Source organism: Mesorhizobium sp. AD1-1, from assembly GCF_020164655.1.
GTDB lineage: Bacteria > Pseudomonadota > Alphaproteobacteria > Rhizobiales > Rhizobiaceae > Mesorhizobium > Mesorhizobium ciceri.
The window spans coordinates 1-26,363 of sequence record NZ_JAIUGP010000007.1; the positions used below are offsets into that span (position 1 = coordinate 1).

Here is a 26,363-nt window from a genome sequence, read left to right on the forward strand (position 1 = left end):
ACCCTCGGTCTCTGAACTGCGAGGAAGCGTTTCGGCAGCTCGGAGGGCCGCCTAACGTGGTCCCGCATCACCCGGCTGATGGGCAGGGCTCTCGCGGGTGCCCTCCAAACTTGCGATAGGGTCCAAGGTTCCGCTCACAAGCCTGCCACGTTTCGACAGCACTCTCGCCCCCAGTCGCCCGACTTCACGCACAAGCCAGCTTCGCCTGACGAACGCGTCCGGCCCCTCGCGCATTTACCCTTTGGTAACCCTCCTAAATTGGAAGACGAAACGTATCGGCTCCTTTTGCCTTTCATCGTGTTAGGGCTTGGAACAAACCAACGGAGCTGTGAGTAAAATGGCCACCGTGACCAACGCCAAGGGTGTTCCGCTCCCCTATAGTGGGTCCTCCGCAAGGTGGTACTCGGCGACGAATTCGGGCCCGGCCCTCTACGGCAGCATCTACAACGATTCGCTATATGGCGACGGCAGCGTCAGCGTCACGATGTATGGCGGTCAGGGCGACGATATCTACTACCTGTACTCCGCGAAAAACAAAGCGGTGGAGCTGCCCAACGAGGGAATCGATACGATCTCGACCTGGATGAGCTACAGGCTGCCGGCGAATTTTGAGAATCTGACGGTCACCGGCGATAAACAATATGCCTTCGGAAACGCATTGAACAATATCGTCATCGGCGGTTCCGGCCAGCAGACGCTCGACGGCTTGAAGGGCGACGATGTTCTCAAGGGTGGCTCCGGCGCTGACATTTTTGTCGTCAAACCAGGCAATGGCAGCGATCTCATTCTCGACTTCGGCGCCGACGACACCGTGCGCGTCGGAGGCTACGGCTTCACCTCCTTCGACCAGGTGCACGCCAACATGGTACAGTCGGGAGCCAACGTCCGATTTACCCTGTCGCCAACCGAGTTTCTCGTCTTCGCCAACAAGACCATCGACCAGTTCAGCGCCAACCAGTTCGATCTCGCCCTGGACAAGTCGCATCTGACGCTCACCTTCTCGGATGAGTTCAATACCTTGAACCTGCACAGCGGTTCGACCGGGACCTGGGATACGAACTTCTGGTGGGGTGCTCCGAACGGCAGCACGCTCACCACCAACAGCGAGCTTCAGTGGTATATCGACACCAGCTACGACCCCACGAGTTCGGTCAACCCGTTCAGCCTCCAGGACGGAGTTCTCACCATTACGGCCGCCCGGGCTCCCGACGCGATCAAGCCCTACATAAACAACTATGATTACACGTCAGGTCTGTTGACGACCTACCATTCCTTCGCACAGACCTACGGTTATTTCGAAATTCGAGCCGACATGCCTGAAAAGCAGGGTGCATGGCCGGCCTTTTGGCTTCTTCCGGCGGATGGCTCCTGGCCGCCGGAACTAGACGCAGTGGAGATGATCGGCCAGGATCCCAACAAGCTCACCCTGACCAGCCACTCGAGCGCGACGGGGTCGCATACAAAAGTGACCTCGACCGTATACGCAGCGGATACCGCAGGGTTCCACAAATATGGGGTGCTTTGGACCCCAAGCGAACTGGTCTGGTATTTCGACGATGTCGAAGTTGCCCGCGCACCAACGCCTGCCGACATGCACAAGCCAATGTATATGCTGGTCGACCAGGCTGTCGGCGGCATGGCGGGAGCGCCCGCCGACGGGCTTGCCGCCCCTTCTGAAATGCACGTGGACTATGTTCATGCCTACGCGCTGAATGACTGGTTCATCTAGATGCCATGCTGGAAGATGGAGTGAAACCGACACCCTTCGCCAACCGGTCTTGGACGCGTTCATTGCCGCTTGCGCCCGCGCTGGACCCGAGGTGAAGGAAGATGTCTCACATCCATCCATCTGAGCCGCCGCGAACGACGCTCACGACGGTATTCGCTTCCTTTCGCCGGGCATTCGCCGGCATCGCCTTGATGAGCGGGGTCGTCAACGTTCTGGCGCTGACCGGCTCGTTCTTCATGCTGCAGGTCTACGATCGCGTCATCCCCGGCCGCAGCGTGCCGACGCTTGTCGGCCTTTGCGTGTTTGCGGGCACGCTGTTCGTCTTTCAGGGCGTCCTCGAACTGATCCGATCGCGGCTGCTGGTGCGTATCGGCATGGCGCTCGATGCGCGGCTCAGCGGGCAGGTCTACATCGCACTGATGCGTCTGCCGTTGCGCACGAAGCTCACCGGCGATGGCTTGCAATCATTGCGGGACCTCGATCAGGTCCGGTCGTTCCTGTCGAGCGCTGGGCCGACCGCGCTGTTCGACCTGCCTTGGATGCCGCTTTACCTCGCAATCTGTTTCCTGTTCCATTTCTGGATCGGCATGACCGCGCTGCTCGGCGCCGTCATTCTGTTTGGCCTGACCTTGCTTGCGGAGGTGCGCACCAGGCAGCCCGCGAGACGTGCCAACGCACAGGCCGGTGCGCGCAACACGCTGGCGGAGGCGACGCGCCGCAATGTCGAGGTGCTTCAGGCAATGGGTTTTGGCCCACGCATCGCCGAGCGCTGGTCAGGCATCAACGCCGACTATCTCAGCACCAATGCCAAGGCGAGCGATTTGGCGGGGACGCTCGGAACGACATCGAAAGTCGTGCGCATGATGCTTCAATCCGGCATCCTGGCGATCGGCGCCTGGCTCGTCATCCATCAGGAGGCGACGGGCGGCATCATGATCGCCAGTTCAATCATGATGAGCCGGGCGCTGGCACCGATCGAACTCGCGATCGCGCACTGGAAGAGCTTCGTCAGCGCCCGCCAGGCCTGGGCGCGCCTGACTCAGCTTCTGGGGCTGCTGCCCGAGGCAGCAACAAGTGTCTCGCTTCCGCCACCGTCGTTTCGCCTCTCGGTAGAGGGCATCAGTGTGGCGCCGCCGGGCGAGCGTCGCCTTGTCGTTCAGGATGTGGGCTTCATGCTGGAGAAGGGCGCCGGCCTCGGCATCATCGGTCCGAGCGCTTCGGGAAAATCCTCGCTCGTCAGAGCGATCGCCGGCGTCTGGCTGCCAGTGCGCGGTACCGTCAGGCTCGACGGTGCGACGCTCGACCAGTGGTCGTCGGAAGAACTCGGCAAGCATGTCGGTTATCTGCCGCAGGATGTCGAGTTGTTCGATGGCACCATTGCCGAGAACATAGCTCGCTTCGAACCCCAGCCCCCCTCGGACAAAATACTGGCCGCCGCGCGCGCCGCCGGTGTTCATGATCTGGTGGTTCACCTGCCTGAAGGTTATGAAACGCGTATCGGCGAGGCCGGGGCGGCGCTTTCGGCGGGCCAGCGACAGAGGGTCGCCTTGGCGCGTGCCCTCTATGGCGATCCGTTTCTTGTCATACTCGACGAGCCGAATTCCAATCTCGATGCCGACGGCGAAGCCGCCTTGACGGCGGCGATCCAGGGCGTGCGCGACAGAGGCGGCATGGCCATCGTGGTGGCGCATCGCCCGAGTGCATTGCAAAGCCTTGACCAGATCCTTCTCATGACGAACGGCAGTATCCAGGCCTTTGGCCCGAAGAATGAGATCATGACCAAGGTGACCCGCCCCATCGGTGTTCCGTTAAAAGTTGTCTCAAGTCCTGAAGAGGCGGCGCTCTGATGGCGCAGAGGGCGACATCGGTGATCGACCGGACCATTCGACGTTATCTGCTCGGCGGCGTTGCGACCTCCATCCTTCTGGTCGGTGGAGCGGGCAGCCTTGCCGCGGTGACCGACCTCTCCGGCGCAGTCATTGCCTCGGGAAAGCTGGTTGTCGATTCCAGCGTCAAAAAGGTGCAGCATCCAACCGGCGGCGTGGTCGGCCAGATCTTCGTGCGCGAAGGCGATGCCGTGCAAGCGGGACAGGTTTTGATTCATCTCGATGAAACCGTCACCCGCGCCAATCTGGCCATCGTCACCAAGAGCGCGGATGAACTCGATGCCCGCCTGGCACGTCTCAAGGCCGAGCGCGACGGTGCAGGCGCCATCGGTTTTCCGCCGTCACTGATGTCTCGGCGGGACGATCCGGATGTCAGCGGAACAATGGCCGGAGAGCAGTCGCTCTTCGAGTTCCGCCGGCAGGCACGCGCTGGCCAGAAGGCGCAGTTGGCGGAACGTATCTCACAACTCGCCGAAGAAGTCTCCGGCCTGACCGAGCAAAAGGACGCCAAGAGCCAGGAAATCAAGCTGATCGGGACCGAGCTCGCGGGCATGCGCACACTATGGCAGCGCAAGCTGGTCTCGATCGATCGCATCACCGCTCTCGAGCGCGAGGCCGTGCGGCTGGAGGCTGAACATGGGCAGCTGACCGCGGCAATAGCGCAGTCGAAAGGCCACACGTCGGAAATCCGCCTGCAGATCATCCAGATCGATCAGGATCTGCGCAGCGAAGTCGCCACCGAGCTGCGTGAGGTCCAGGCAAAACTCTCGGAACTCGTCGAACGCAAGGTATCGGCCGAGGACCAGCTCAAGCGCATCGACATTCGCAGCCCGCAGGCCGGCGTCGTCCTTCAGCTTGCCGTACATACGATTGGGGGTGTCATCACTGCAGGCGAACCGGTCATGCTCATCGTGCCGGTCGCGGACCAACTGACCGTCGAAGTCCGTGTCGCGCCACACGACATCGATCAGCTGAAACAGGGGCAGGAGGCGACGCTGCGGCTTTCGGCCTTCAATCAGCGCACGACGCCTGAACTCAACGGAACCGTCAGCAAGATCTCCGCCGATCTCAGCACCGACGAGCGCACCGGCGCCGTTTATTACACCGTGCATATCGTTTTGCCGCGCGCGGAACTTGCCCGACTCAAAAGACTGACCCTGGCTCCCGGCATGCCGGTCGAGGTGTTCTTCACGACCAGCAGGCGCACGATGCTGTCCTATCTCGTCAAGCCCCTGGCCGATCAGATCCAGCGAGCATTCCGGGAGGAGTGAAACGCGCCTGGGCTGCAGCGACCGGCTGCTTCCCGCCGCGAGCATTTCATCGGCTGGGAAATTGGCGGAATGCTGCTTTCGGTTTATTGATGCTCGACGACTCCGTGCTGGCTCGATCCACTGGCCGCCTCCGAGGTAAAAGGCATCTTCTCGGCAGTGGCTTCGAACGGGCGCGCGCCGTCATCATCTCCACCTGTGTCATGGATGCCGTGCCGGGCCTGTGCCGTCGCACCCTGCTCTTGGCAACCGGCGTGTCTGGGTTGAAGTCGAACGCGGGCATGTTGGCTTCAATGCTCAACCAGCCTTGGGGTTAAGGATTGAGAAGCCGCGTGCCTTGAGGGGCCCGAGTCATTCGTGCTTGACATTTATGTTCCCTTTTTGTTCACTACGTCGTGCATTGCCGGAGAGGCCGAACGCCAGGCTCATGCCGATCAAGGAGCGACTTGATGTCGCTCACTGCATCACCCGCATGCACGCAAGGAGGAACCGCTATGGGAACGATGTACCTGGATGCCGAGGCCAAAGCCGAGCTGCACTCTGAAGCCGTGAAGCTTATCCATCGGCTATGATGATACGCCACCTGTGGTGGGATGACTGGCGTGAGCGTCGCGAACTGATCCAGCCCCGCCCTACGGCGACGATAGCGCGGATAAATAGAACGAGACCTCTGAGGAAGCTTGTGCTGACGCACTCGCGGCCTCCGCACGGCAGGGCAAGGCCGGAGGGCTGATCAGATGGGACTTGGTATTACGATCGCTCGCGCGACCCGTCGGCTGGTTGAATTGTTCCCGGCGTGACAGGAGAGCTTTTTAGCCATGCATGAACTCGTCGCTTTCATTCAAAGCAACTCTGCGCTGGTGGCGGCTAACCCGCTGGCCTTTGCTACGTCTGCCGTGTTGTTCGGCGGCAGCGGATTTGCCGTTGGGCGCTATTTCCTTGCGGAGCGCATTGCCAATCTGGAAAGCCGGATTGCGAGGCGCGACGAGGAGATCACGGACCTGAAGGCCAAGCAGAAAGCACCGGAGCCGGAAGGCCCCGTGCCTCTTTTCGAGATGACAGAGATTCTTGCACCCGCGCCGCTCAACTTCAACCGTCTGTTGGTCCCGCGGAAAGACACCCTCCATGCCAAATAATTTACTCTCCCAACAGAAAGCACCAGGCTGATCGTGGTCACGGCCTTCGACCGTCACGAGACCGGCGACCTCCAAACCGGCATGGCAGCCGACTGGACAGAGCGATACGCGCTACGAGACTGGCGGGCAAGCATGCTGGCGTCATTGCGTGGTCGCGCGAGGTAACCCTTCGGGGGGTGAGTATGGCGAGCCGTCAACTCTGTTTGTGGGTGGCGACGTGCCGGACATGGAATAGCGTTCGCTTGGCCTGGGAGGCCAAACATGCATGAGGACAAGGTTTCATCCTTGGCAGCTACTTTGAATGCGTTCCAGGATTCTTGGGGTTCGTCGGCGAGTGCAGCGATGCAAACGCGTCCACCTACTGTGGAATGCGGGACAGCGAAAAGATCAGACAGGAATGCCAACCCTACTCCATGATCTTCCAGTATGAGTCCTTGCGGATCACCTTTCCGTCGCGAAATGTGTAGAAGTCGCAACCTTGAACTTCCTTTTTTGCGCCCTCGCGGGTGGTTCCGGTGAGGGTCCATTTCGACATGCCCGTGTTGGCAGCCTCGTCCGCAAAGTGCTGCCCATTGCCGTAATGCACATCGGGCAAACCCTCAAAGCGTGTCGCAAGCGCGTCTCGCACGCTGCGCTTGCCCTCGAAGCGCGTTCCCCAAGGCTCGACGCCCCTTGGCATCTCCAGAACGCAGTCGTCGGCAAAGAACGCCATAATGCGACCGAGGTCGTGCGCGTTGAAGGCCTCGCACAGCTCCGTCAATGTGGCTCGAATGTCCATTCGCGAACGCCTCCTCGAATTCGAAGTAGGTCACTGGCGGCGGATCCGGTCAAGTGTCCAGCGAGACTCCCCGGCCATCACGACGATGGAGCGGGACTTCCGCCACTCACCCCTTCTTCGCGAACGCCCACACCATCAGCGGGTATTCCTCGTCGTTGCTCAAATCCCGCCACAGGCCATAGGCGCGGACCGGGCCGCCGATATGGGCCTTGGCGCAGGCCTTGTTGCCCCAGCCGTGCACCTTGACGTTGGCTTCGGCGAAGCCGCCCTCGACCATCAGCTGCTTCAGGCCGGCGGGGGTCCATCTGTTGTAGTCGTGCGGCCTGGCGTGGACGCGAAACAGGAAAGGTGTCGCCACCATCGCCCAACCGCCGGGCCTCGTCATGGCGTGGATGTTCTGCACCGCCGCCTGCGGCCGTTGCACATGTTCCAGCACCTGGTCGGCGATGACGATGGAATATTGCTCGTCGGTGCGGTCTTTGCAGATGTCGAATGCGGGGAAATCGACCGAGCGGTAATTGGGGCACATCGCCCGCCAGGTGCGGTTCCAGCCGGGCGAGATCTCGATCACGTCGGAAGCCTTGCGGTTGCCGGCTTCGAGAAACAGCGTGAACGCCTCGATCTGGCGGATGCGCAGCCAGTTGCGGGAATCGTAGCCAAGCAGCCGCTTGGCTGCCTGTTTGCCACGACTCTTCAGGGTGCCGGCAAGGCTATCAGTCATAACGACCTCCAGAACCCCGCCGTCCTTGCTGGTAGCACTATGTTATGGGCAAAAGATGACAACGCAGCGCCGCCGCCGGCGGCGCGATCAGAAAAAATATACGACCAGGGCTATTTCCCTACAACGGAACCGTTCCCATTGCCCACTTAGGACAACGGATGGGCAGACTACCTCTGCTTAATAATCGCCGTTATAGTACCTGTCGTCGCACGGCGCCGTGTAGATGCGGCCGCGGCGGTCCTGGTAGCGGCACATTTGTTCGCCGCGCCGTTGCGGCGTAGTGGCCGAGCCGACGACGGCGCCGAGCAGGGCGCCGCCGGCAGCGCCGATGAGCGTGCTTTCGGTGTTGCCGCCGATGGCCTGACCGACGAGGGCGCCGCCGGCGCCGCCGATCAGAGCGCCAGTTCCGGCCCGCTGCTGGCCTTCGGTCTGCGCGCACCCTGCCAGTGCTGCGGTCATCAGCACGGCGGCTATGGCTTTGCGAAAATTCATCTGACGTCTCCCTTGAATGCCTGAAATCCCTATGGCTCGTCCCGTGCGGCCGCAATGCGGCGGAACGGGGGCACGAGCCCTCACGATAAAAGACATGGTTTCTCGGGGGTTGATAGGAGCCTGCCTGCTATTTTCCGCGCTTCTCGGTTTATGGCAACAAGTCTCATTCGATACAAAGTGTCGATCAATGTGTAACGGGATTGTAGCCTCATACCGTTAGGATTGCCGGTCCAAGCGGACGTTCAATCTGCCTTTCAGGCACTGAATGATGGAACAGGCGCACACGGTCCGTCGACCTGCTGAGAACGCACAACGCGTGCGCGCAGCTCAATACGTGCGAATGTCCACTGACCACCAGAGCTACTCGATCGACAATCAGAAGGATGCAATCCGTGAATTCGCGGATGCGATGAATTACGACATCGTGGCCACATATGAGGACCCCGGTCGCAGCGGCCTGAACCTTGAAGGTCGCCCCGGCCTGCAAAGGCTGTTGGCGGATGTCGAAACGAAGAACGCGGATTTCGAAATCGTCATCGTCTACGACGTGAGCCGCTGGGGGCGATTCCCAAACCCCGATGAGAGTGCGTCGTACGAGTATCGGTGTCGCGTTGCCGGAGTGCGAATTGAATATTGTGGCGAACAGTTTACTAACGATGGCAGTATCGGATCAGACCTGCTCAAGGCGATCAAGCGCACGATGGCGGCCGAGCACAGTCGGGTGTTGTCGGTCAAGGTATTTGCCGGCCAGTGCAGGCTCATTCGAATGGGATACCGGCAGGGAGGGTCGTCCGGCCTGGGCCTGAGGCGCCGGCTCATCGACCAGCATGGGCGCATAAAGACCATGCTCGCTCTCAAAGAGTACAAGAGCCTCCAGACGGACCGGGTCATCCTCGTGCCTGGACCACCTGATGAAATTGCGACGGTGCGCTGGATCTATCATGAATACGTGAAGGCTGGTCGGACCGAGCTGCAGATTGCGCGGTCGTTGAATGCCAAGGGAGTGGTCACCGATCTCAATCGATCGTGGAAACGCGAATCCATTCGTCAAATACTCAGCAACGAAAAATACGTGGGCAACAACGTCTGGAACCGGCAGTCCTTCAAGCTCAAGCAAAGGAAGGTGACCAACGATACGACCCGATTGGTCCGCGCCGACGGCGTCTTTGAACCCATTGTGGAGCGTAAACTTTTCGACCGGGCTCACGCCATAGCCGACGCCCGCTCATCTAAGATGAGCAACGATCAGATGTTGGTTGTGCTCGCCCAACTTCTGAAGAGGCGCGGTACCCTTTCAGGCCCGATGATTGACGCGGCGGCTGACTGTCCGCCAAGCAGCCGCTATAGGAAAAAATTCGGCAGTCTGCTGCGGGCCTACAAGCTCGTTGGATACGATCCGTCTCAGAACTATCGATTTCTTGATATCAGAAGGCGGCTTCGTGAGATCTTCGCAGAAGTCGTGCATACGACAATCGCGACCATCGAGCGGGCGGGCGGAACTGCGGTGCGTCAGAGTGCTCTCGGCGTGCTTCGCGTCAACGATGAATTCACCGTAGCCATTGCGATGGGTCGCTGTCGCAACACGCCATACGGCTATCCTCATTGGGTGGCCTCTGCGCAACGGGGTCCTGCTGCGGACGTGAAAGTGGCCATCCGCATGAGCCCGGATAACCAGACGATCCTCGACTATCTGATTGCGCCAGCAAATGAGATTGGCGGGAAGCCCTTAAACTGCGCCTTGAACAAAAGGCTGGAATTCAACACTTTCTTCTACAAATCGCTGGATCCGCTGTTCGCCCTGGCCGAACGCGACGCCATCTCGGCCGCTCGCTGATGGTCACCGCCAACAGACCGATCTCGCTCCTGCGCCTTGACGCGATCAACATCACCAACCCGCGTGCGCGAGGCAAAAAATCCTTCCAGGACATTGTCGACAGCATCAAGAGCGTCGGCCTGAAGCGTCCCATCACGGTGACCACGAGGAATGTCGACGAAAGCGCTTTCACGCACGACCTGGTGTGCGGCCAGGGACGGATCGAGGCCTTCAGGTTGCTTGGCCAGACCGAGATTCCGGCGTTTGTGATAGAGGCAACTGACGCCGAGGCGCTGCTCAAAGGCTTGGTGGAAAATTGTGCTCGCCGGTATCACACCGCTTATGACCTTCTTCGCGACATCGGCCGGCTGAAAGAAAGCAATTATTCGGACGCCGACATCGCAGCAAAGATCGGTCTTTCGACCGAATATGTCAGAGGAGTTTCACGCCTCCTGTCGCAAGGCGAGCAGCGCCTTCTGCGGGCCGTCGACTCCGGCCAGATCCCGCTGTCGGTAGCAGTCGATATTTCCAGCGCAGACGAGCCCGGGATCCAGGCTGTTCTTCAGCTTGCCTATCAAAAGAACCAGCTGCGTGGTCATAAGCTTGTGATAGCGCGCCGCCTCATTGAGAACCGCCGCAGGCGGGGAAAAGGCCTGGGAACGTTCCTGCCAGAGCGCACGAAAAATCCTTCAGCGTCAGCGTTGATCAAGGCTTTCAAAGCGGACACGGACAGGAAACGCATTCTGGTCCGGAAAGCGGATGCGACTCGAAACCGCCTGCTGTTTGTAACACACGCCTTGCGGCAGCTGTTGGCAGAAGAGGCATTCCAGGACCTTCTTGCGGCGGAAGGACTGAACACCCTTCCACGAAACCTGGCGGCCCGGATCAGCAGGGTTGAGCCCGCATGACCATAAAGCATCCTATCCTTCCGGACGTAAAATCCGCTTTTGAGCGCGATACGATCCGCCTTCGGCTTGAAGACATCCAGCCGCTTCACCTGATCACCGAAAGCACCAAGGGAACCCCCAAATACCAACAGGTCAGGTCGTCCGTTCGCGAGATCGGACTGGTGGAACTGCCCGTTGTCGCAAGGGACAAGGACACGCCTGGAAACTACCTCTTGGTCGACGGCCACATGCGCATTGAGATCTTGCGGGAGATGGGCATCACTGAGGTTGATTGTTTGGTCGCCAACGATGACGAGGCGTTCACCTATAACAAACGGGTAAGCCGGCTCGCGACGATCCAGGAACACTTCATGATCCTGAAGGCCATCGACAGCGGCGTCCCCGAAGAGACCATCGCGAGAACCCTCAATGTCAACATCGGCCAAATCAGGCTCAAAAAGCATCTGCTGAAAGGGATATGCCCGGAAGCGATCGACATGCTCAAGGACCGCTTCGTTCCGACCAACACGTTTATCGAACTGCGAAAGCTGGCAGCCGTGCGTCAGATCGAGGCGGCGCAACTGATGATCGCCATGAACAAGTTCTCGATCAACTACGCAAAGTCGCTGGTCGGCGCGACCGCGCCCTCACAGCTTGCCGATACGTCGCAGCCGAAAAAGCTAGCCGGACTGAGCGATGCTCAGATCGCATTGATGGAGAACGAATCAATCAAACTCGATAAGGAATACCAGCTTGTCGAGGAGAGCTACGGATCCGACCACCTGGATCTAGTGGTGGCCAGGGGGTATCTCGGCCGGTTGCTGGAGAACGCGCGTGTCGTTCGATATCTCGCGCAGAATTTCCCGGAGATTCTCTCGGAATTTCAGAAGATGACCGTTGCTGGCTGAACCACCTGTCTAGCTAGTTTCTGCGAAGAGGCATTCCCGCCGATACGGTCAGCAATCGGCCAATGAGCACTCCTTGCCGCTAATTTGCGAAGAAAGATTTTGATAGGCACCTTAACTCGGCGCGCGCCCTGATACGGCCCCGCAATCGACGGCAACTGCTTGCCGCCTGCGCGGCCCTTTCAATCGAGGATGCCGGCCTTTCGCAGATATCCCAGGAGTCTGGTAGGGGCATCATTGTAGCTGATAGATGACTGCTCCGCCATGCTCAGCGAGCACCAGGCCGCTATTTCGGCAACCAAGGCCTCGCCTCCATCGATGGGCGCCGAAACAAGGTGTCCGTCATTGCCCATAGCAATTGCAACGGTGCCGTCCGCACCGTATCCGATCGCCGCAATTCTTTGAAATCGCCGGTCGCCATCGACACGGACGTCGAACAGTACCGAGCCGGCGGTCTTTTCGGCCGCGTCTTCCACCCGTTCGGAAAACGGGCGATTCATGCTGCCTAGATTTGACAGTGACTGTTCAAACAAGACGAGTTCAACGTACTGCGCATTCATGATGCGACTATGGGCGCGCGGGAGCAGCCCGCAATCCTGCCGTCGCCATTTCACACAGGAAACCCAAGTTGGATGGCAGGCGTGCCAGTGCGGAAGTGTTCGGTGTGGTTGACCTCACGACAAAAGCGGGGGCCAAAATCGCTCCCATCACCTTGGGAATGGCCATTCAGTTCGTGGCGAACGCATCGGTGCTGGATACGACGTTCGCCGAGCCGTGGTCTTCTACGGCGAACCGGCGACGCCGAGCCTAAGGGCGAGATTGCGAATGCTTGTCGACGCAGTTTGGCGGCGCGCTCTTGCGACCGTAACCCCACCACATCTTCCGGACGATGTATTTTCCGAACAGGCGCATTCTCCCTTCGGGGTGGCCGACCTTCCGCGCTGTATTGGAGCTACCATGAGCGCCCATTGATGGTCTTTATGACAGGGCACAGACCCAAGAAGATCGCGCCCGTCACTACCCGCTTTGTACGCTTCTGGTACTTGTCTTTTTCAGAAAGTGCGCCACAGAATAGACGATTGAGGTTCTGTCTCTCTGGGAGGATGGGATGGACATTCAAACACTTGTCCGGCCTGCGCAGACGGCGGCCAAGGAGTTGGTCCGAGAGGTCCTTTCGGGCTCTCAACCGGGCGCCATCATTTCCGTGAAAGCAACCATTGCAGCAGTGCGCGAGCGCGGCCTTTATCTCCATGAGACCGACTGCCAGTTGGTCGCGATGATCGTCGATTGTGCCACGAAACGGGGGCTTTTCGTTGCGTTCGACGTGCGCGAATCCTGATGCCCCTTCGTTGGTTCAACCCGCCTGTCTATGTCAAAACCGACCGACCGGGATTCCGCCTTGGGATCAGCCGTATCGACACTGCCGCCGAGGAACTACTGAAGTGGTCCAACCGTGGCCCCAAATGGCGACTGGCGGCGGAGGCCTGCCTGACGGCGATGGATGGCAAGATGCCGACCGACGACTTCCGTGTACTCTTCGAGGATGCGGCTGAGGAGGAGGAAATGCTGCTGCCCGATTAGCAATGTTATGTGCGTCGAGGAACATTCGCAGCCTGCCACCATTGCATGCCCGGATACAACGAGCGAAGCTGGCGTCGAATGAACTCAGGTGCCGTCCTGGTCGTGGAGGATGAGAGCCTTGTCCTCCTGGATATCGAACACTCGCTCCGTGAAGCCGGGTTCGAGGTGATTGCCGTCGATAAAGGGGACAATGCCATCGTGACCTTTGATCGTAACCAGAATGGTGTCGCAGCCCTCCTGACCGATATAAGGATCGGAGAAGGTCCCACTGGCTGGGACATCGCCCGTCACTGCGGACCGTCAACCCCAGTTTGCCAGTCATTTACATGAGTGGCGATGGTGCGGAGGACTGGCCGTCACTTGGAGTGCCAAACAGCCTCATGATAACCAAGCCGTTCGTTATGCCCCAGATCATCACGGGCCTCGCAAACCTTCTCAATTCACAAGCAGGGCTGGCAGCTCCTGGCTGACGTGCCCCCCAGTCACACGATCCCCTCGCTCAGACATTTGCATCAGACATTCCGATCTCCTAAATTAGCCTCGTGGTGCAACTGCGATACGGCTTAAGGCAAGACTCGGACGAGAGCTGGACGGTATTCGACGTGTTTACCGGACAGCCAGCCGATGCATGGGGGGCACCGGCGGAATATTTGGATCAGGAATACGCCGAAGATCTGGTAGGCATACTGAATGCCGAAGACCTCAAGCGCCGATTGTCACGAGGGAGGGTCGTATGATGGCAACCCACTGGTTCACCCCTCCGGTTCCCGTCATCGGGGAGCGACCCGGCATGACCTACAACGTCAACAGCGTGGAGGCCGCTTCCGAATATCTGGTGAAATGGACGAAGCGTGGCCCTAAGTGGAACCAAGCTGTCCGCGCCTGCATGGCCGCTATGGCCGGTGAGGCGACGGCTCAAGAGGCGCGGAGGTGCTTCAGGCTGGCTGCTATCGAGGAGGGGCAGTTCCGAGCTGCTCATGAAAAGACTGATTAGCCCGCCACCCCGCCGACACCAGCGGGCAGCATTACCGGATGGGTAGCTCGCTGAAGACCAAGCCAGATACAAACGTGGCGGAGTTCACGGGCCGGACCTAAGTCCCGCCGCCAAAAGCGCATTGGTCCTGAGCTTGGCTTCCGGTAAGGAACTGTCGGAGATCGAGGTTGGGTGGGCAGCCGCAGCTAGGTCCCTCCCCGCGGTCGTCGGTTCGCACGGGGGGCGAACCCTAGCCTTAAAAGGGATTGTAGCGTGGGATGGACCTATGACTACCCAATCTTCTACAACCGTCACGGGGCTTACCCTGACCGCAGTTTGCCGGATGGATCAAACTCCCCACAAAGGACTTTCAATGCCCATACTTGACGAGTTGGGAGATGCGGAGCTCGTTTTCGACTGCCCCAAATGCTGCCATCCTATTGTAAGGCGAGGATCATGGTTCAAGGTAATATCCATGTTTCGTTGCGAGGCCTGCAATGCCAGGATTCGTCTCGGCTACCCAGACAAGCTGGTGTTGTTCGAACGGCATCGCCATCTGATAAAAATCCCACCAGCGGATGCATCCGCTTTTTGAATGAGACCGTAGCTCCGCGGACCTACTCTGGAATTCCGGCGTCGAAATGAGCGATGGCTTCGACGAAAATGCGGTAAAGGCTATCCACATCCTCATCCAGCTCTATCCTCTTGATGCCGACCGCTTTGGCGTCGGCCAAGAGCTTGTGGGTGAGTTCTCCGATTGAGACCGCATCGGGAGGCGCTGTCTCTGGGATGTCGTTAGCAATCCATTTGTGCAGAAAGTTCATGCCGCGTGTGCTCATCTAAAGATCCACCAGCCGCCAAGTGCACAGAACGCAAGCACAACGACTGCGGCCGAGATCAAAATTCCTTTCCGGTTCTGCCACTTTGGTGCAGGGCCGGGGTACCAGCTTCTCGGCTGATCGCTCATATCGAGACAAGCAACGCCGGGAGATTAGGTTCCGCTAATTTGACGCGTTCGCCGAACGGCAAGGCGCCGGAGAGGTAAGCTCGACGCAGCTAGTCGGCTTTGTGCCTGCCGCTTAACCTTTGTTATTGCAGTGGTGCTGCCCTGCGGTATTTACGCTACGCCGCTGCGTAATATGATCGGTCAGCGAGAGCTTCCGAAACTTGAGCACGTGAAGGAATGGACCTATTTTGGGTGATGCCGATGCTCGTCATTGTCCACCTTTCGAGTGTCGCGAACGCCGCAGATCAACAGGATGGATTTGGCCGTGAAAGGAAGCCGACCGAGTATTTCGTTGTTGGATTTCGAAATACTCTCCCGGGCTCTTACGTCAGCCGTCCGGGATAGACCGGACTCCGATTGGAAGGTCCAGGCGCGCGAGCTTGTGCGCCTATACACGGGCAAAAAGTCAGCCGACGAAGATTTGATCGCAGCATTGCTTCATGCCAGTCGCGCCCAGTTGGACTTGGAGGCATCCAAGGCAGGTCGGCCCGGCAAGATTGACTGAATACCTCCACCTGCTCGACGTGCTCTCTCACCGGGTACTAGATAGCGTTTCTGATGCAGAACTAGATGCAGTGCGGCGCATTTGACCTCGGGCAACTGAGTTACGCGATACGCCGTTCTCAGCTGAACACACACTCAGCGCCAGTGGGTGCTGCATGGAACAGTTCCGGCAAATCAAAGTTCGGCTCCGAACGGAGACGGACAGGCGGTGACCCAAAGTTCCAACGACAATCGAATGCCAGAAAAGAAGCCGTTTGGCCGCGTGGGGGGGATGTCGCGCGAGCAGGCGGAAGAAGCAGTCAGATCGCGACGCAGGTACAAGATGGCGAGACGGGCACGGGAGTTGAAGCGAGGCTCGGCCATGCCTCGCATCGTTGCTGTCAGAAGCCAAGACTAGGCCGTTGCCGCTTCCGCTGGTCAGGCTAACGGGAGACGGGTGACACGCGAAAGGCCGGGGCGTCGGAATGTCGGTTGAGTACAAACCCGAACTTGGTACGTTTCCAACTCTGACATTCCTTCCAGGTCTTTTGTAATCACGAGATCGCCGACTTCTCTTGCGTTCACACGCGAGCGACGGATGCGCTCAGGAGCGGATCGCAGCGTTTTGTTGTCCACCTGTGTGGTCGCCGGATGTGCTGAAACGTAAGGTGGACTTTCGCCTCGCCGACCGGAGTCGCCGACCGTGTGCGCAAAGCCGCAGAGCAGTTCCCGCAGCCGCGTGTTGAAACGGGCTGCCACTTCAAACATACCGCTCATCAGCTTCACAACTCTTGTGCGCTCAGCCCAGCAGCACAGGTCGCGACGCCGTCTGGCCTGTCAGTCAGGAGTTTGCCACAGCAACGAAAAGCGATTGTCCCTGCCGGTCGATACGGAACAGCATTGGCTTTTTCTGCTGATGGGATTTCGCCCATTCCTCGCGAACGTCGGACGGCTGGCTCATGGTTCGGTTGTTGGCCGACACGATAACGTCGCCTGGCCGGATGCCGCTATCGGCTGCAAGACTGTTGGGAGCGACATCCTGGACGAACACGCCCGTGGTGTCGGCTTGCAGGCCGAGTTGCTGGCGCGCTTCGTCCGGAATGGCGCTCAGCGATAAACCAAGGCGCTGGTCCTCAGTCCCCGGGCTTGGAATGGCGCCGGTCTGTTCCTCCTGGTCCCTGCGTCGATCGACAGTCAGCGACAATTCCTGGTTTGTGCCGCCCCGGTTCGTTGTTACGGTGACTTTCGATCCCGGCTTCTGGCTTGCTGCCGCCAGCGTCAGGTCATGGACGCCTTGGATGTCCTTGTCGTTGAACCGGGTTATCACGTCGCCGGCCTGGATTCCCGCTTTCTGGGCCGGGCTGCCAGCCTCGACCGAGGCAACCAGCGCTCCCTTGGCGCCCGGCATTCCGAGCGCCTCGGCGATGGAGGGCGTGATCTCCTGAAGACGCACGCCGATGAAGCCGCGCTCGATGCGGCCAGTGCTGATCAGTTGGTCGACGATAGTCCGAGCTGTGCGCGAGGGGACCGCGAACCCAATGCCTATGCTACCGCCTGACGGCGACACGATTGCCGTGTTGACTCCGATGACTTCGCCGCGCGCGTTGAACAAAGGACCTCCCGAGTTACCTCTGTTGATCGAGGCGTCAGTCTGCAGGAAATCGTCGTAAGGACCGGCCTGGATATCGCGAGAGCGGGCAGAAAGGACGCCAACAGTGACCGTGCCCCCGAGACCGAAGGGACTGCCGATGGCGATGGTCCAGGCCCCTGGTTGCATCGCGTCCGAATCCCCCCAGGCCGTCGCCGTCATGTTGGGCCGAGGATCGACTTTCAATACCGCGATGTCGGTTGCCGGATCGCGGCCCACCACCCGGGCGGGCGCCGTCTCCTTGTCGGAGAACACGACGTGAATCTCAGTTGCGTCGGCGACGACATGGTTATTGGTGACGATGTAGCCTTCGGGACTGATCACAAAGCCGGAGCCGAGTGCTTCCCGCACCTGGGGCTGGATACGCCCTCCTCCGTCGAAGGGATTGAGAAAGTCGTTGAGCGTCGTTTGATCCTGGATGATCTGCCTGGTCGTGATGGCGACAACCGCGGGCAGCTTCTGACGCACGATTGCGCTGAAGTCGTTCGGAATTTCCTGTGCGGTGGCCGGAGCAAGGCCGCCAGTCGAGAGCATCAGGGCTCCTGTGATCAAGCCAATGCACAAGTTCCTAGAGAGGTAAGACATGACTGGTTCTCCTGCCGGATTCGGGTCCTTGATTTTCGCCCGACGTCAGAACTGAGATTCTCGCCGATTGTTTCACCGGCCCGACAAAATGGTTCTAAGGCGTTGACCACGGGAAATGTGACCCGTGCCAAGCCATTGAAACTTGCTTGAGACGTCCCAAAATTTCGTCTGGCGGGAATCGTGAGAGCCGCCAGACTCAAACACGCAGGAGATTGTCTGAAGCGGAGGACCATCAATGGAAGCAGCCATTTCGACCCATTTTGCCTCGATTGAACCCGTGGCCCCCGATGGTTTTCTGGACCGCTTGCTGCATCCGGCACGGCATTTCAAAGATCCCCACGACGTTTTGGCCGACGTTGCCCTGGACGTTCAGGAGAAGCGCGCCATCCTTTCGTCATGGGCGTCGGATGCCTGCGCGGTAGAATCCGTGCCAGCGCTTCGCATGCTGCCGGGGGCGGGTGAACCGGTCAGCTTCGATGCGATCATGGACGCTTTGCAACAATTGGATCAACCGGACGAGCTTGCCGCTCCCGATGGCGGTGACAGCGCGGTGGTGGCCGGGTTCGTGCCATTCATCGACCGGATTTAAGCGCGACCCGATTTTTCGTGCACCATGGACCCGTCGGCGAGTGACCCCGCCGGCGGGGGGTGGCATGGGCGCGTTTCGCCCGGATTGCCGCTGAAAATTTTCCTAATACCCCCTTGAAGGTGCAAGTCGCGATTTTAAATTGATGGTCGCCGGTCGCCTGATGGGGCCGGCAAGACCAGGAGGCGGCAAGGCTCTTGGCGCCTCCGATGATCCATGTTGCTCAAAGGAGGATGTGGTTATGAACCTCGATTTTACGCCCCTGTACCGGTCCAGCATCGGCTTCGACCGCATGGTCGACATGCTTGAAAATGCGAGCCGTGTGGCCTCGTTCGACAACTGGCCGCCCTACGATATCGCCAAGGTTGATGATGATGACTATCGCATCACGATGGCGGTCGCCGGTTTCTCGCAGGACCAGCTGACCATCACTCACCAGCCCAACATGCTGGTCGTGAGCGGGTCGCAATCCGGCGATGAGAACGGCCAGTATCTCTACCGCGGCATCAACGGGCGCGCTTTCGAGCGTCGGTTCGAACTGGCCGATCATGTCAAAGTTGCTGGCGCCAGCCTTGAGAACGGGCTGCTGAGCATCGATCTCAAGCGCGAGGTTCCCGAGGAGATGAAACCGCGCAAGGTCGAGATCTCCAGCGGGGCTCCCATGCCGAAGATCGAAGCCCCCAAGGTCGAGACCGAGAAGCTGGCGGCCTGAGCAATCCACGATGAAGGCATCGCTTGAGCCGGGCGTCCGGCCCGGCTCACAGACCTACGAAAGGAGAAAGACAATGAGCGTACGTGACTTGATCCCATGGGGCCGGGGCAACGGAAACTCGGCGCCCAGTCTCTTCCCTGATGGAGATCGAGACCCCTTCGTCTCCCTCCACCGGGAGGTAAACCGGCTGTTCGATGACGCCTTCCGCAGCTTCGGCGCCAGACTGCCGGCCTTCAGTCCCTCTTTTGCCGCCACTTGGCCCAGCGTCGAAATTTCCGACACGGACAAGGAAGTCCGCGTCACGGCGGAAATACCCGGCCTGGACGAGAGCGACATAGAAGTCCTGCTGGACAACGGGGCGCTCAAGCTTAAAGGCGAGAAGCGTTCCGAGACCGAGGACAAAGACCGGCAGTTCTCCGAGCGCTTCTACGGTCGCTTCGAGCGCCTCATTCCGCTCGGCTACGAGGTCGAGGAAGACAAGGTCAACGCCGCCTTCAAGAACGGGGTGCTGACCGTGACCTTGCCCAAGACCGAGCGGGCGCAGGCGAAGGCCAAGCGGATCGCAATCAACGGCAAGAACTGACGCACGGCAGTACGAGCAGCGGCCGTCACGGCCGCTGCTCGTACCACCCTTCATGATGGGAGGGACAGACAATGGAGACAGTTCAAAGCAGCGACATCAGAAACCCAACCAGGACCGCCGGCCGGCCGGACAATGACAATCGGCCTCGTGTCGACGAGCCGGCTTTGTCAATGGGGCGGTCAGTGTTTCCGGACGGCGTGACGGCACGGATCTACCAGCCATGCCGCTCGGCCATGACCTCGGCAAAGCCCCGCAAGGACTGGCGATTGATCTTCGAACCTCGCACAGCCCCGTTCATCGAGCCGCTGATGGGCTATACGGGCGGCCGGGACACCCTGACCCAGGTTCAACTGGATTTTCCGACGCTGGAGGCGGCGATCCGTTATGCGGAGCGCCAAGGCCTCAGCTACGTGGTGCAGGCTCCATCTTCTGGCTCTCAGGCCAAGGTCAGCAACAGGCAAGCATCGGAGGAGAGGCACGCCTTTTCCGACGTGGTTTGGCAACGGCTGCAATTGGCATGGCTCCAGGCAAGCCACAACTATGGCGCTGGTGCACAGGCAGCGCACATACAGACGGCGCTTTCCGAGCCCGAGACATTCTACGCCTCTCCGATGGAGGTGGTGGATGACCCGGTACTCGCACCCGAGGAGAAACGTGCCGTGCTCAAGAACTGGGCCTGGAACGAGTACCTGATCGACCTGGCCACCGCTGAAGGCATGCCGGAAAATGCACGTCCCACCCGATTGGACGAGGTTGAGCTCGCTCTGCTGGCCTTGGAAGGCAGTACCCAGAGATTCCAGACTCGGCTCAGCCCGGTACGATCCCGGATAGCCGCATGATGGAGGCAAGAATGGACCCACTGATCGTCTTCGACGCGCAACGGACCATCCCGAACCCCTTCGCGCTTGCGGTCGCGGCAGCAGGGCGGGTGCGCGCACTGGCGCGCGGCGCAGCGCCCCGGTTGGCGGCCAGCCCGAAGAGCCGGCCGCATCTCGCATTGAGTGAGATCGCCGGCAATGCGTTCGAACCTCGGGAGATCGAACCCTTCCTCCTGACTGAGCCGATCTCGCCGAAGGACTGCGTCCGTAGCAAATCCGGACCCAAGAAATTTCGCGGCGTCGGGCCGAACAGGCCTCTGCCGCACCCGCCCCTAAGTCGAGGGCCGCACTGACCGATATAAAGCGCAAAGCTGCCGTTCGGACGAAGATAAATGCGGTCAGCAAGTGGCTGGATTAGCGTCTTGAATCAATTCGAGCGAACCGTTCCGCTTGCGCCCCCTGGTGCTCGCCTTGAGCCTCAGAAGCCAACCTAACCGAATGTGATTTCACGCGGGAAGACCGGCCTTTCTGAAGCCTGACGTGAAAAGCTCGAGGGCGACTTGGTCGGCGAACGGGAGACCTGAAATCAGCCGGATAGTCAGGTCCCGTTTCCTCGCCAGGGCTTCCTCGACTTCAGCGCACGCCTTCTGCGTCTCGCCCAAATGTGCGTACGCCGCTGCGAGGAAGGCATGAATGAAGAATTGGTCGCCGGCCTTTTGGTACGAACCGACAGCTTCCGAGTACCTTCCAAGCAGGAAGAGGGAGCTGCCCTTCACTTCCCAGAACCATACCGGAGGTAGCGGGTCGCGCAGGAGCGCAGTTTCGAGCACGCTCAGAGCCATATCGGCCCGTCCGCCGTAGTTGAGCCAGCTTGCGTAGTCCCCTGCTATGTTCACGTCGAGCGGGTTCAACGAGCGCGCTTGCTCGAAATGCATTCCCGCGTCGCTGTGCTGGCGCATGTGCGTAAGCACCAGCCCCATGCTCTGGTGACAGACGCCATCGCTCCTGTCGAGAGCGAGCGCCGTTCGTGCCGAGTCCCAGGCGTTCTGTAGCGTGTGCGGATCGTTGTCGTACCAAAATCTGCTGACGAGGGCCTGCGCGAGGAAGGCGTGGCCTTGAGCGAACGTCGAATCGAGATCGACACACCGGACGAACAGAGGCTCGGCTTTGTCCATTTCATACCGGTAGAAGTGCGCGCGCCCCTGCAGGTAGTGATCGTATGCGTCCCACTCCGTCGGCGGCTTGCGTCTGGTACGGCTCGCTGAATCGGCCTCCGCTTGGCCTTCGACCATCGAGGCGATAAGGGCCGCAACCTCGTCTTGCAAAGCGAAGATGTCGTCGAGGGCCCGGTCGTAGCGTTGAGCCCATAAGTGGGTGCCGGTGGCGGCGTCAATCAACTGTGTGGTGATCCGAATGCGATCACCGAGCTTTCGAATGCTGCCTTCGACGAGGTAGCGAACGCCGAGTTTGCGATGGGCGTCTACAATGTCCAATGCCGGATGGCGAAACTGAAAAGATGAATTGCGCGCGATGACGAGGAGGGAGCGGAACCTGGCCAGCTCCGTAATGATGTCCTCGGTTATGCCGTCGCTGAGATACTGCTGGTCCTGATCGCCGCTCAAATTGGCAAAAGGCAGTACCGCAATCGACGGCTTGCCGGAGGCTGGTATCGCTCTGCGCGGTGCGCTCGACATCGTCTCTACAGTCCCGCTGAAGCGGTAGCCGACGCGAGGCACCGTGGCGATCCACTCGCCACCGTTGTCAGCCGGACCGAGCGCCTTTCTTAGTGTCGCGATCTGGACGGTAAGGTTGCCTTCCTCGACATTGGTGCCCGGCCAGGCAGCATCCATCAGCTCGGCTTTTGTCAGGATCTCACCAGGCCGTGCGATAAGCGCAGCAAGCAGCGTCAGCCCACGATGCCCAACAACGATCGGGACCTGCTCTTTTAGCAGCGTCCCGGTGTCGGGATCGAGCACGAACGGACCAAAAGCGATGCGTGTCCCCTGCATATGGGCATACTAGACGCTTCTGAAGTTTTCGGCATCGCTTAAATCCTGGGTCGATTTCGAGTGCCGATTGCGGCGAAACCCTTCAACGGAGATCGCCAATGGCCGGAACCAAACCATCCGAGCGGGCTGAGATCGACGGCCTCCTGGCGGTTGCCGAAGCGCTCCAGTAGAATGGGACAGAGCCGGTCAGGCCGCCTGGCCGAGGAGTTGATGGCAACCTACGCCTTTGCCTCGTTCAACGAGGCATTGTGCGCCTGCTGCTCGCGCCTCCATTTTTCGTCCTCGTCAGCTTCCTCTTCGTCCAATTCCTCCCGACGCTGCCTGATGGTGTTCATGGCGTGGTCATGGCGTCTACGAGCCCGTTCGAAAACGGTATTGGCCTTGGCAATCGCCAGCTCGCGTTGCCTAATCTCACGCGCGCGCTCGACCTCTGCTTTTGCGCGAGCGAGGGCCTCACGCTTTTTTTCCTTTTCGAGAGCCGCAGACGCTTTCAGTTTCGCTTTCTCTGCGGATTTCGTGTCAGCTTTCTTGCCAAAGTGCTCGCGTTGCGCAGTATCCTTTTGAGTGCGCTGATCCGCCTCGGGCACTCTTGGAAGCGCAGGCTTTTCCGTGAATTTATCGCGCGATCCGACCGGCCGGCGCAACACCACACCCGGCATGGCTTTCGCGGCTTCCATGACTTTTGGGTCTTCCGTCTGTTTGGCGAATCCGCGTTTGAAGATGTCCGGGTCCGATCCCCATGCCTCTGCGGCAGCCTTCATCGACGGTGCGGCGACGGCCAGATCAAAGAAGCCGATGGAGGTTTGATAGACCTTGAGTTTCTTACCCATCCCATAGAAACTCCAAAAGGCGCCTTTGGTTCGAGATTCATGGGCGCGATGGACCCTGTCGGTCAGCCCGTAAGGCCATTGAAGATGGCGTCCAGAATTATCTCGTATTCGCTCCCGGTGTCTTCCTCGATCTCGACGCTGTTGATCCCGAGTGTCTTGCCGTCAGAAAACAGCTTTTGCGTGAGTTCGGCGACGGCGATTATGTCGGGGCCGATGGTCTCGTGGACGTTGTTGGAGATCCATTGTGGAGAAAGTTAACGCCGCGCGAGCTCATGCGGCTATAAGCTGACTACGTTTATCAGGCTCCGCTGATGAGCTTCCCCTTGCCGAAGAACTCTTCCGGAACGGAGAGCGAAACTCCACATCTCTTCCCTGAAATCCTGTAGCGAGGGCGGCTTAGAGGTGCTTCTCGTCGCCGATCGAGTTCGCACCAACCTATTCTACTGCCGTTTGGGAGCCAGCCGAAGGCAAATTGCCTAGCAATCGCTACTGCCCGCTTGATAGAATGAGGGACGCCAAGCCGCCAGGTCGATTTTTAGGTCATTCTGATTGCACCGTTCCGCGCCTCAGGCGATCGACGAGCCCCTCGCCCTTCCCGCATCACCAGCAGCACGAAATGCCGGCCAGGGGCTGTGTGACGATTGCCTCAAGCGCCGGGCCCGAACGGAAAATAGCAAAACTCCTTATTTATGTGGAGAAATATCCCACCCACTGCGGAATTTCCCTCTCACTCTCGACGGCATATCATGCCAAAAAGAAGGCTGTGTTCGGTAGAGCCTGCGGTTTGATGGTCTCAGTATTACTGCAGTTGCCTAGCATTTCAGGGCAAGATGACGGCGTTCGGAGGATGTAAGCGGGCAGGAATAGAGGTCGGGGCTTTGAATCTGCGCAGCAGACGAATGCCCGATTCGGGTTCGGCTTGAACGAGCGCCACACTTCTCTCGGTCGGAACGGCGTCGACTGGGCGCATCGTCGACCAGTGCATTTTGTCGATCGTGACGGCCAACGCCTTCGTTCAACGCAAGCTTGTCGCATCGACATTAAGGACCTATGCCAATGAAATTGACAGACTTCAAAGCCCTGACCTTCGACTGCTACGGCACGTTGATCGATTGGGAATCGGGCATGTTCGAGGGGCTCAAACCCTTGACCAGCCGGCTGCCGACTCCGCTGTCGCGGAACCAAATACTCGAGGCGCATGCTCGTCACGAGGCGTCCCAGCAATTGCAAACACCCGCTAAGAACTACCGCGATCTTCTGCCGATCGTCTATAAACGTTTGGCGGAGGAATGGAGCTTATCAGCCACGTGGGCCGAGTGCATGGCTTACGGCAAGTTTGTAAAAAATTGGCCGGCATTCACGGACTCCGCTGGCGCCCTGCAATACCTCAAGCGTCATTACAAACTTATCATTTTGTCGAACGTCGACAACGAGAGCTTCGCAGCGAGCAACGAGAAGCTTCAGGTGGAGTTCGATGCGATCTACACGGCAGAGGACTGCGGCTCGTATAAACCCTCTGATGGCAACTTCGAATACATGATCAAGAAGCTTGAGACCCTCGGCATCCTGAAGCATGAGATTCTTCATACTGCCGAGAGCATGTTCCATGATCATGGCCCAGCGAACCGCCATGGCCTAGCTTCGTGCTGGATCTACCGGCGTTATGACCAGGAAGGCTTCGGTGCCACTCTGCACCCCGGTGACATGCCGACGTACGATTTCCGGTTCAACAGCATGGCTGATCTCGCCAAGGCTCACCAGGAAGCTCTCAGGGGCTGATTTTGCAAGGTTGCGCGAGAATGACCGGATTACCAAAACTGGACCGCATCGATATCAACATTCTCGCGCAGCTGCAGCAAAACAGTCGCCTTACGAACGTGGACCTAGCAGATGCCGTAGGCCTTTCCCCAAGTCCATGCCTCGCCCGCGTGAGGCGCCTTGAGGACGCCGGATACATCGTCAGTTACAATGCACGTCTTCAACTATCAAGGCTCGTGGAGCACATAACAGTATTCACAGAAGTTACGTTGAATGACCATCGGCGAGAGGATTTCATTAAGTTCGAGGCAGATATTCGCAGATATGAAACGCTCCAGGAGTGCCATCTGGTTAGTGGCGGCTACGACTACCTGCTTAAGTTTGTCTGTAAGAACGTCGCCAGCTATCAAGAACTTATGGAATCTATCCTCGATCGGAACATCGGCGTTGAAAAATACTTCAGCTACATTGTCATTAAAACGGTCTTTGACCGTGGCACCATCCCGTTGAAATCACTGGTCAACCACAGTTAGAGATCCTGAGCAAGGCACAAACTCTTGCCTTCGGCGGTGATAACATTGGATCTGCTCCACCAGGATTTCAAAGACATCTAAGCAGCGCGAAATCTGGCCAGAGATTGAGGGACAACGTCTCTCCTGGGTGGGCGCCAATTGGCATCGACTGGATACTGCCGATGAAAGATCACGCTATGGGCCGCATAGAAGAGGTGCTCGCACAACTGCCGCAGGAGATCGTCACCCGCGATCAGGATGTCATATCGGCCTACACGACGGACTTCCGCCGGCACTATACTGGCCGCACCACCGCCGTTCTGCGGCCGCGGAATACCGCGCAAGTCCAGCACATCGTCCGCGCCTGTGCCGGACGCCGTGTCCCGCTCGTGCCGCAAGGCGGCAATACGAGCTATTGCACTGCGGCCACCCCGAGCGACGAGGGCGACGAACTTGTGGTCAGCCTCGAAAGAATGAACTCCGTGCGGGACCTGGATCCCGCGAACCTGTCGGTTTCGGCGGAGCGGGCATCATCCTCAGCGACCTTCAACAGGTTGCCTTCGACGCCGATCTGTTGCTGCCGCTGGCGTTGGGCTCGCAGCAGTCGTGTCGTATCGGCGGCAATCTCTCCACGAATGCGGGCGGGATTTCCGTGCTGCGGTAC

At 59.2% G+C, this 26,363-nt stretch carries 26 protein-coding genes and 1 pseudogene; 18 read left to right on the forward strand and 9 right to left on the reverse strand.

Going from position 1 to position 26,363, the window contains the following annotated elements:
- Nucleotides 1–337 precede the first annotated feature (337 nt).
- The 4 genes from LB519_RS14985 to LB519_RS15000 all read left to right on the forward strand — a co-directional run bounded on the left by LB519_RS14985 (nt 338) and on the right by LB519_RS15000 (nt 6,019).
- Nucleotides 338–1,729, forward strand: a complete 1,392-nt coding sequence (locus LB519_RS14985) for a family 16 glycosylhydrolase (RefSeq protein WP_224620383.1) — start codon at nt 338–340, stop codon at nt 1,727–1,729.
- A gap of 101 nt (nt 1,730–1,830) precedes the next feature.
- The gene (locus LB519_RS14990) at nt 1,831–3,576 is read left to right on the forward strand and encodes a type I secretion system permease/ATPase (RefSeq protein WP_224620384.1); all 1,746 of its coding nucleotides are present in this window, start codon (nt 1,831–1,833) and stop codon (nt 3,574–3,576) included.
- Nucleotides 3,576–4,886, forward strand: a complete 1,311-nt coding sequence (locus tag LB519_RS14995) for an HlyD family type I secretion periplasmic adaptor subunit (RefSeq protein ID WP_224620385.1) — start codon at nt 3,576–3,578, stop codon at nt 4,884–4,886. The genes LB519_RS14990 and LB519_RS14995 overlap by 1 nt, the downstream gene beginning before the upstream one ends.
- 815 nt (nt 4,887–5,701) lie before the next feature.
- Nucleotides 5,702–6,019, forward strand: a complete 318-nt coding sequence (locus LB519_RS15000) for a hypothetical protein (RefSeq protein WP_224620386.1) — start codon at nt 5,702–5,704, stop codon at nt 6,017–6,019.
- Between the two features lie 406 nt (nt 6,020–6,425).
- Here LB519_RS15000 and LB519_RS15005 read toward each other — a convergent pair whose 3' ends face one another.
- The 3 genes from LB519_RS15005 to LB519_RS15015 form a co-directional block, all read right to left on the reverse strand.
- Nucleotides 6,426–6,797, reverse strand: coding sequence for a nuclear transport factor 2 family protein (locus LB519_RS15005; RefSeq protein ID WP_224620387.1), 372 nt, complete (start codon nt 6,795–6,797; stop codon nt 6,426–6,428).
- A gap of 106 nt (nt 6,798–6,903) precedes the next feature.
- Nucleotides 6,904–7,518: a class I SAM-dependent methyltransferase gene (locus tag LB519_RS15010; RefSeq protein ID WP_224620388.1), complete on the reverse strand. Its 615-nt coding sequence runs from the start codon at nt 7,516–7,518 to the stop codon at nt 6,904–6,906.
- Nucleotides 7,519–7,695: 177 nt separating this feature from the next.
- The gene (locus tag LB519_RS15015) at nt 7,696–8,010 is read right to left on the reverse strand and encodes a glycine zipper 2TM domain-containing protein (RefSeq protein ID WP_064993606.1); all 315 of its coding nucleotides are present in this window, start codon (nt 8,008–8,010) and stop codon (nt 7,696–7,698) included.
- A gap of 268 nt (nt 8,011–8,278) precedes the next feature.
- Between LB519_RS15015 and LB519_RS15020 the strand changes: the two genes are divergently transcribed.
- Genes LB519_RS15020 through LB519_RS15030 form a run of 3 tightly spaced genes read left to right on the forward strand, consistent with a single transcriptional unit; the run spans nt 8,279 to nt 11,618 of the window.
- Entirely contained in the window at nt 8,279–9,844 is a 1,566-nt protein-coding gene (locus LB519_RS15020; protein ID WP_224620389.1) for a recombinase family protein, read from the forward strand.
- On the forward strand, nt 9,844–10,731 hold the full coding sequence (locus LB519_RS15025; protein WP_224620390.1) for a plasmid partitioning protein RepB C-terminal domain-containing protein: 888 nt from the start codon (nt 9,844–9,846) through the stop codon (nt 10,729–10,731). Before LB519_RS15020 ends, LB519_RS15025 begins: the two co-directional genes overlap by 1 nt.
- Nucleotides 10,728–11,618, forward strand: coding sequence for a plasmid partitioning protein RepB C-terminal domain-containing protein (locus LB519_RS15030; protein WP_224620391.1), 891 nt, complete (start codon nt 10,728–10,730; stop codon nt 11,616–11,618). The genes LB519_RS15025 and LB519_RS15030 overlap by 4 nt, the downstream gene beginning before the upstream one ends.
- Before the next feature lie 179 nt (nt 11,619–11,797).
- On the opposite strand, the gene LB519_RS15035 is transcribed toward LB519_RS15030, so the two are convergent.
- Nucleotides 11,798–12,175 (reverse strand): hypothetical protein, encoded by a 378-nt coding sequence (locus LB519_RS15035; RefSeq protein WP_224620392.1) that lies wholly within the window; start codon nt 12,173–12,175, stop codon nt 11,798–11,800.
- Between the two features lie 548 nt (nt 12,176–12,723).
- Between LB519_RS15035 and LB519_RS15040 the strand changes: the two genes are divergently transcribed.
- The gene (locus tag LB519_RS15040) at nt 12,724–12,954 is read left to right on the forward strand and encodes a hypothetical protein (protein ID WP_224620393.1); all 231 of its coding nucleotides are present in this window, start codon (nt 12,724–12,726) and stop codon (nt 12,952–12,954) included.
- Nucleotides 12,954–13,196: a DUF982 domain-containing protein gene (locus LB519_RS15045; RefSeq protein ID WP_224620394.1), complete on the forward strand. Its 243-nt coding sequence runs from the start codon at nt 12,954–12,956 to the stop codon at nt 13,194–13,196. The genes LB519_RS15040 and LB519_RS15045 overlap by 1 nt, the downstream gene beginning before the upstream one ends.
- 84 nt (nt 13,197–13,280) lie before the next feature.
- On the opposite strand, the gene LB519_RS15050 is transcribed toward LB519_RS15045, so the two are convergent.
- On the reverse strand, nt 13,281–13,487 hold the full coding sequence (locus LB519_RS15050; RefSeq protein WP_224620395.1) for a hypothetical protein: 207 nt from the start codon (nt 13,485–13,487) through the stop codon (nt 13,281–13,283).
- A gap of 499 nt (nt 13,488–13,986) precedes the next feature.
- Here LB519_RS15050 and LB519_RS15055 point away from each other — a divergent pair, with 499 nt between their 5' ends.
- Complete coding sequence (locus tag LB519_RS15055) at nt 13,987–14,190, forward strand: DUF982 domain-containing protein (protein ID WP_411909251.1); 204 nt, start codon at nt 13,987–13,989, stop codon at nt 14,188–14,190.
- A 596-nt stretch (nt 14,191–14,786) separates the two neighbouring features.
- Here the strand turns inward: LB519_RS15055 and LB519_RS15060 are convergent.
- Both LB519_RS15060 and LB519_RS15065 read right to left on the reverse strand, forming a co-directional pair.
- Nucleotides 14,787–15,008, reverse strand: coding sequence for a hypothetical protein (locus LB519_RS15060; protein WP_224620396.1), 222 nt, complete (start codon nt 15,006–15,008; stop codon nt 14,787–14,789).
- 1,491 nt (nt 15,009–16,499) lie between these two features.
- Nucleotides 16,500–17,840 carry a Do family serine endopeptidase gene (locus tag LB519_RS15065; protein ID WP_224620397.1) on the reverse strand — a complete coding sequence of 447 codons (1,341 nt, stop codon included), beginning with the start codon at nt 17,838–17,840 and terminating at the stop codon, nt 16,500–16,502.
- Nucleotides 17,841–18,126: 286 nt separating this feature from the next.
- Here LB519_RS15065 and LB519_RS15070 point away from each other — a divergent pair, with 286 nt between their 5' ends.
- The 5 genes from LB519_RS15070 (at nt 18,127) to LB519_RS15090 (ending at nt 20,943) form a co-directional block, all read left to right on the forward strand.
- A complete protein-coding gene (locus tag LB519_RS15070; RefSeq protein ID WP_224620398.1) occupies nt 18,127–18,480 on the forward strand; it encodes a hypothetical protein in 354 nt (117 codons plus the stop codon).
- Between the two features lie 238 nt (nt 18,481–18,718).
- Nucleotides 18,719–19,189 carry an Hsp20 family protein gene (locus tag LB519_RS15075; RefSeq protein ID WP_013525024.1) on the forward strand — a complete coding sequence of 157 codons (471 nt, stop codon included), beginning with the start codon at nt 18,719–18,721 and terminating at the stop codon, nt 19,187–19,189.
- A 73-nt stretch (nt 19,190–19,262) separates the two neighbouring features.
- Entirely contained in the window at nt 19,263–19,772 is a 510-nt protein-coding gene (locus tag LB519_RS15080) for an Hsp20/alpha crystallin family protein (RefSeq protein ID WP_013525023.1), read from the forward strand.
- A 71-nt stretch (nt 19,773–19,843) separates the two neighbouring features.
- On the forward strand, nt 19,844–20,611 hold the full coding sequence (locus LB519_RS15085) for an NADH dehydrogenase ubiquinone Fe-S protein 4 (RefSeq protein ID WP_224620399.1): 768 nt from the start codon (nt 19,844–19,846) through the stop codon (nt 20,609–20,611).
- Between the two features lie 11 nt (nt 20,612–20,622).
- Entirely contained in the window at nt 20,623–20,943 is a 321-nt protein-coding gene (locus LB519_RS15090; protein WP_224620400.1) for an RNA polymerase rpb6, read from the forward strand.
- Between the two features lie 153 nt (nt 20,944–21,096).
- On the opposite strand, the gene LB519_RS15095 is transcribed toward LB519_RS15090, so the two are convergent.
- Complete coding sequence (locus LB519_RS15095) at nt 21,097–22,599, reverse strand: winged helix-turn-helix domain-containing tetratricopeptide repeat protein (RefSeq protein WP_224620401.1); 1,503 nt, start codon at nt 22,597–22,599, stop codon at nt 21,097–21,099.
- A gap of 218 nt (nt 22,600–22,817) precedes the next feature.
- On the reverse strand, nt 22,818–23,429 hold the full coding sequence (locus LB519_RS15100) for a cell envelope biogenesis protein TolA (RefSeq protein WP_224620402.1): 612 nt from the start codon (nt 23,427–23,429) through the stop codon (nt 22,818–22,820).
- 1,056 nt (nt 23,430–24,485) lie between these two features.
- Here LB519_RS15100 and LB519_RS15110 point away from each other — a divergent pair.
- The 3 genes and pseudogenes from LB519_RS15110 to LB519_RS31315 form a co-directional block, all read left to right on the forward strand.
- On the forward strand, nt 24,486–25,208 hold the full coding sequence (locus LB519_RS15110; RefSeq protein WP_224620403.1) for a haloacid dehalogenase type II: 723 nt from the start codon (nt 24,486–24,488) through the stop codon (nt 25,206–25,208).
- Nucleotides 25,209–25,228: 20 nt separating this feature from the next.
- Complete coding sequence (locus LB519_RS15115; protein ID WP_224620404.1) at nt 25,229–25,720, forward strand: Lrp/AsnC family transcriptional regulator; 492 nt, start codon at nt 25,229–25,231, stop codon at nt 25,718–25,720.
- Between the two features lie 176 nt (nt 25,721–25,896).
- Nucleotides 25,897–26,360 (forward strand): annotated as a pseudogene (locus LB519_RS31315) (FAD-binding oxidoreductase); the annotation flags it as partial.
- Between the last annotated feature and the right edge of the window lie 3 nt (nt 26,361–26,363).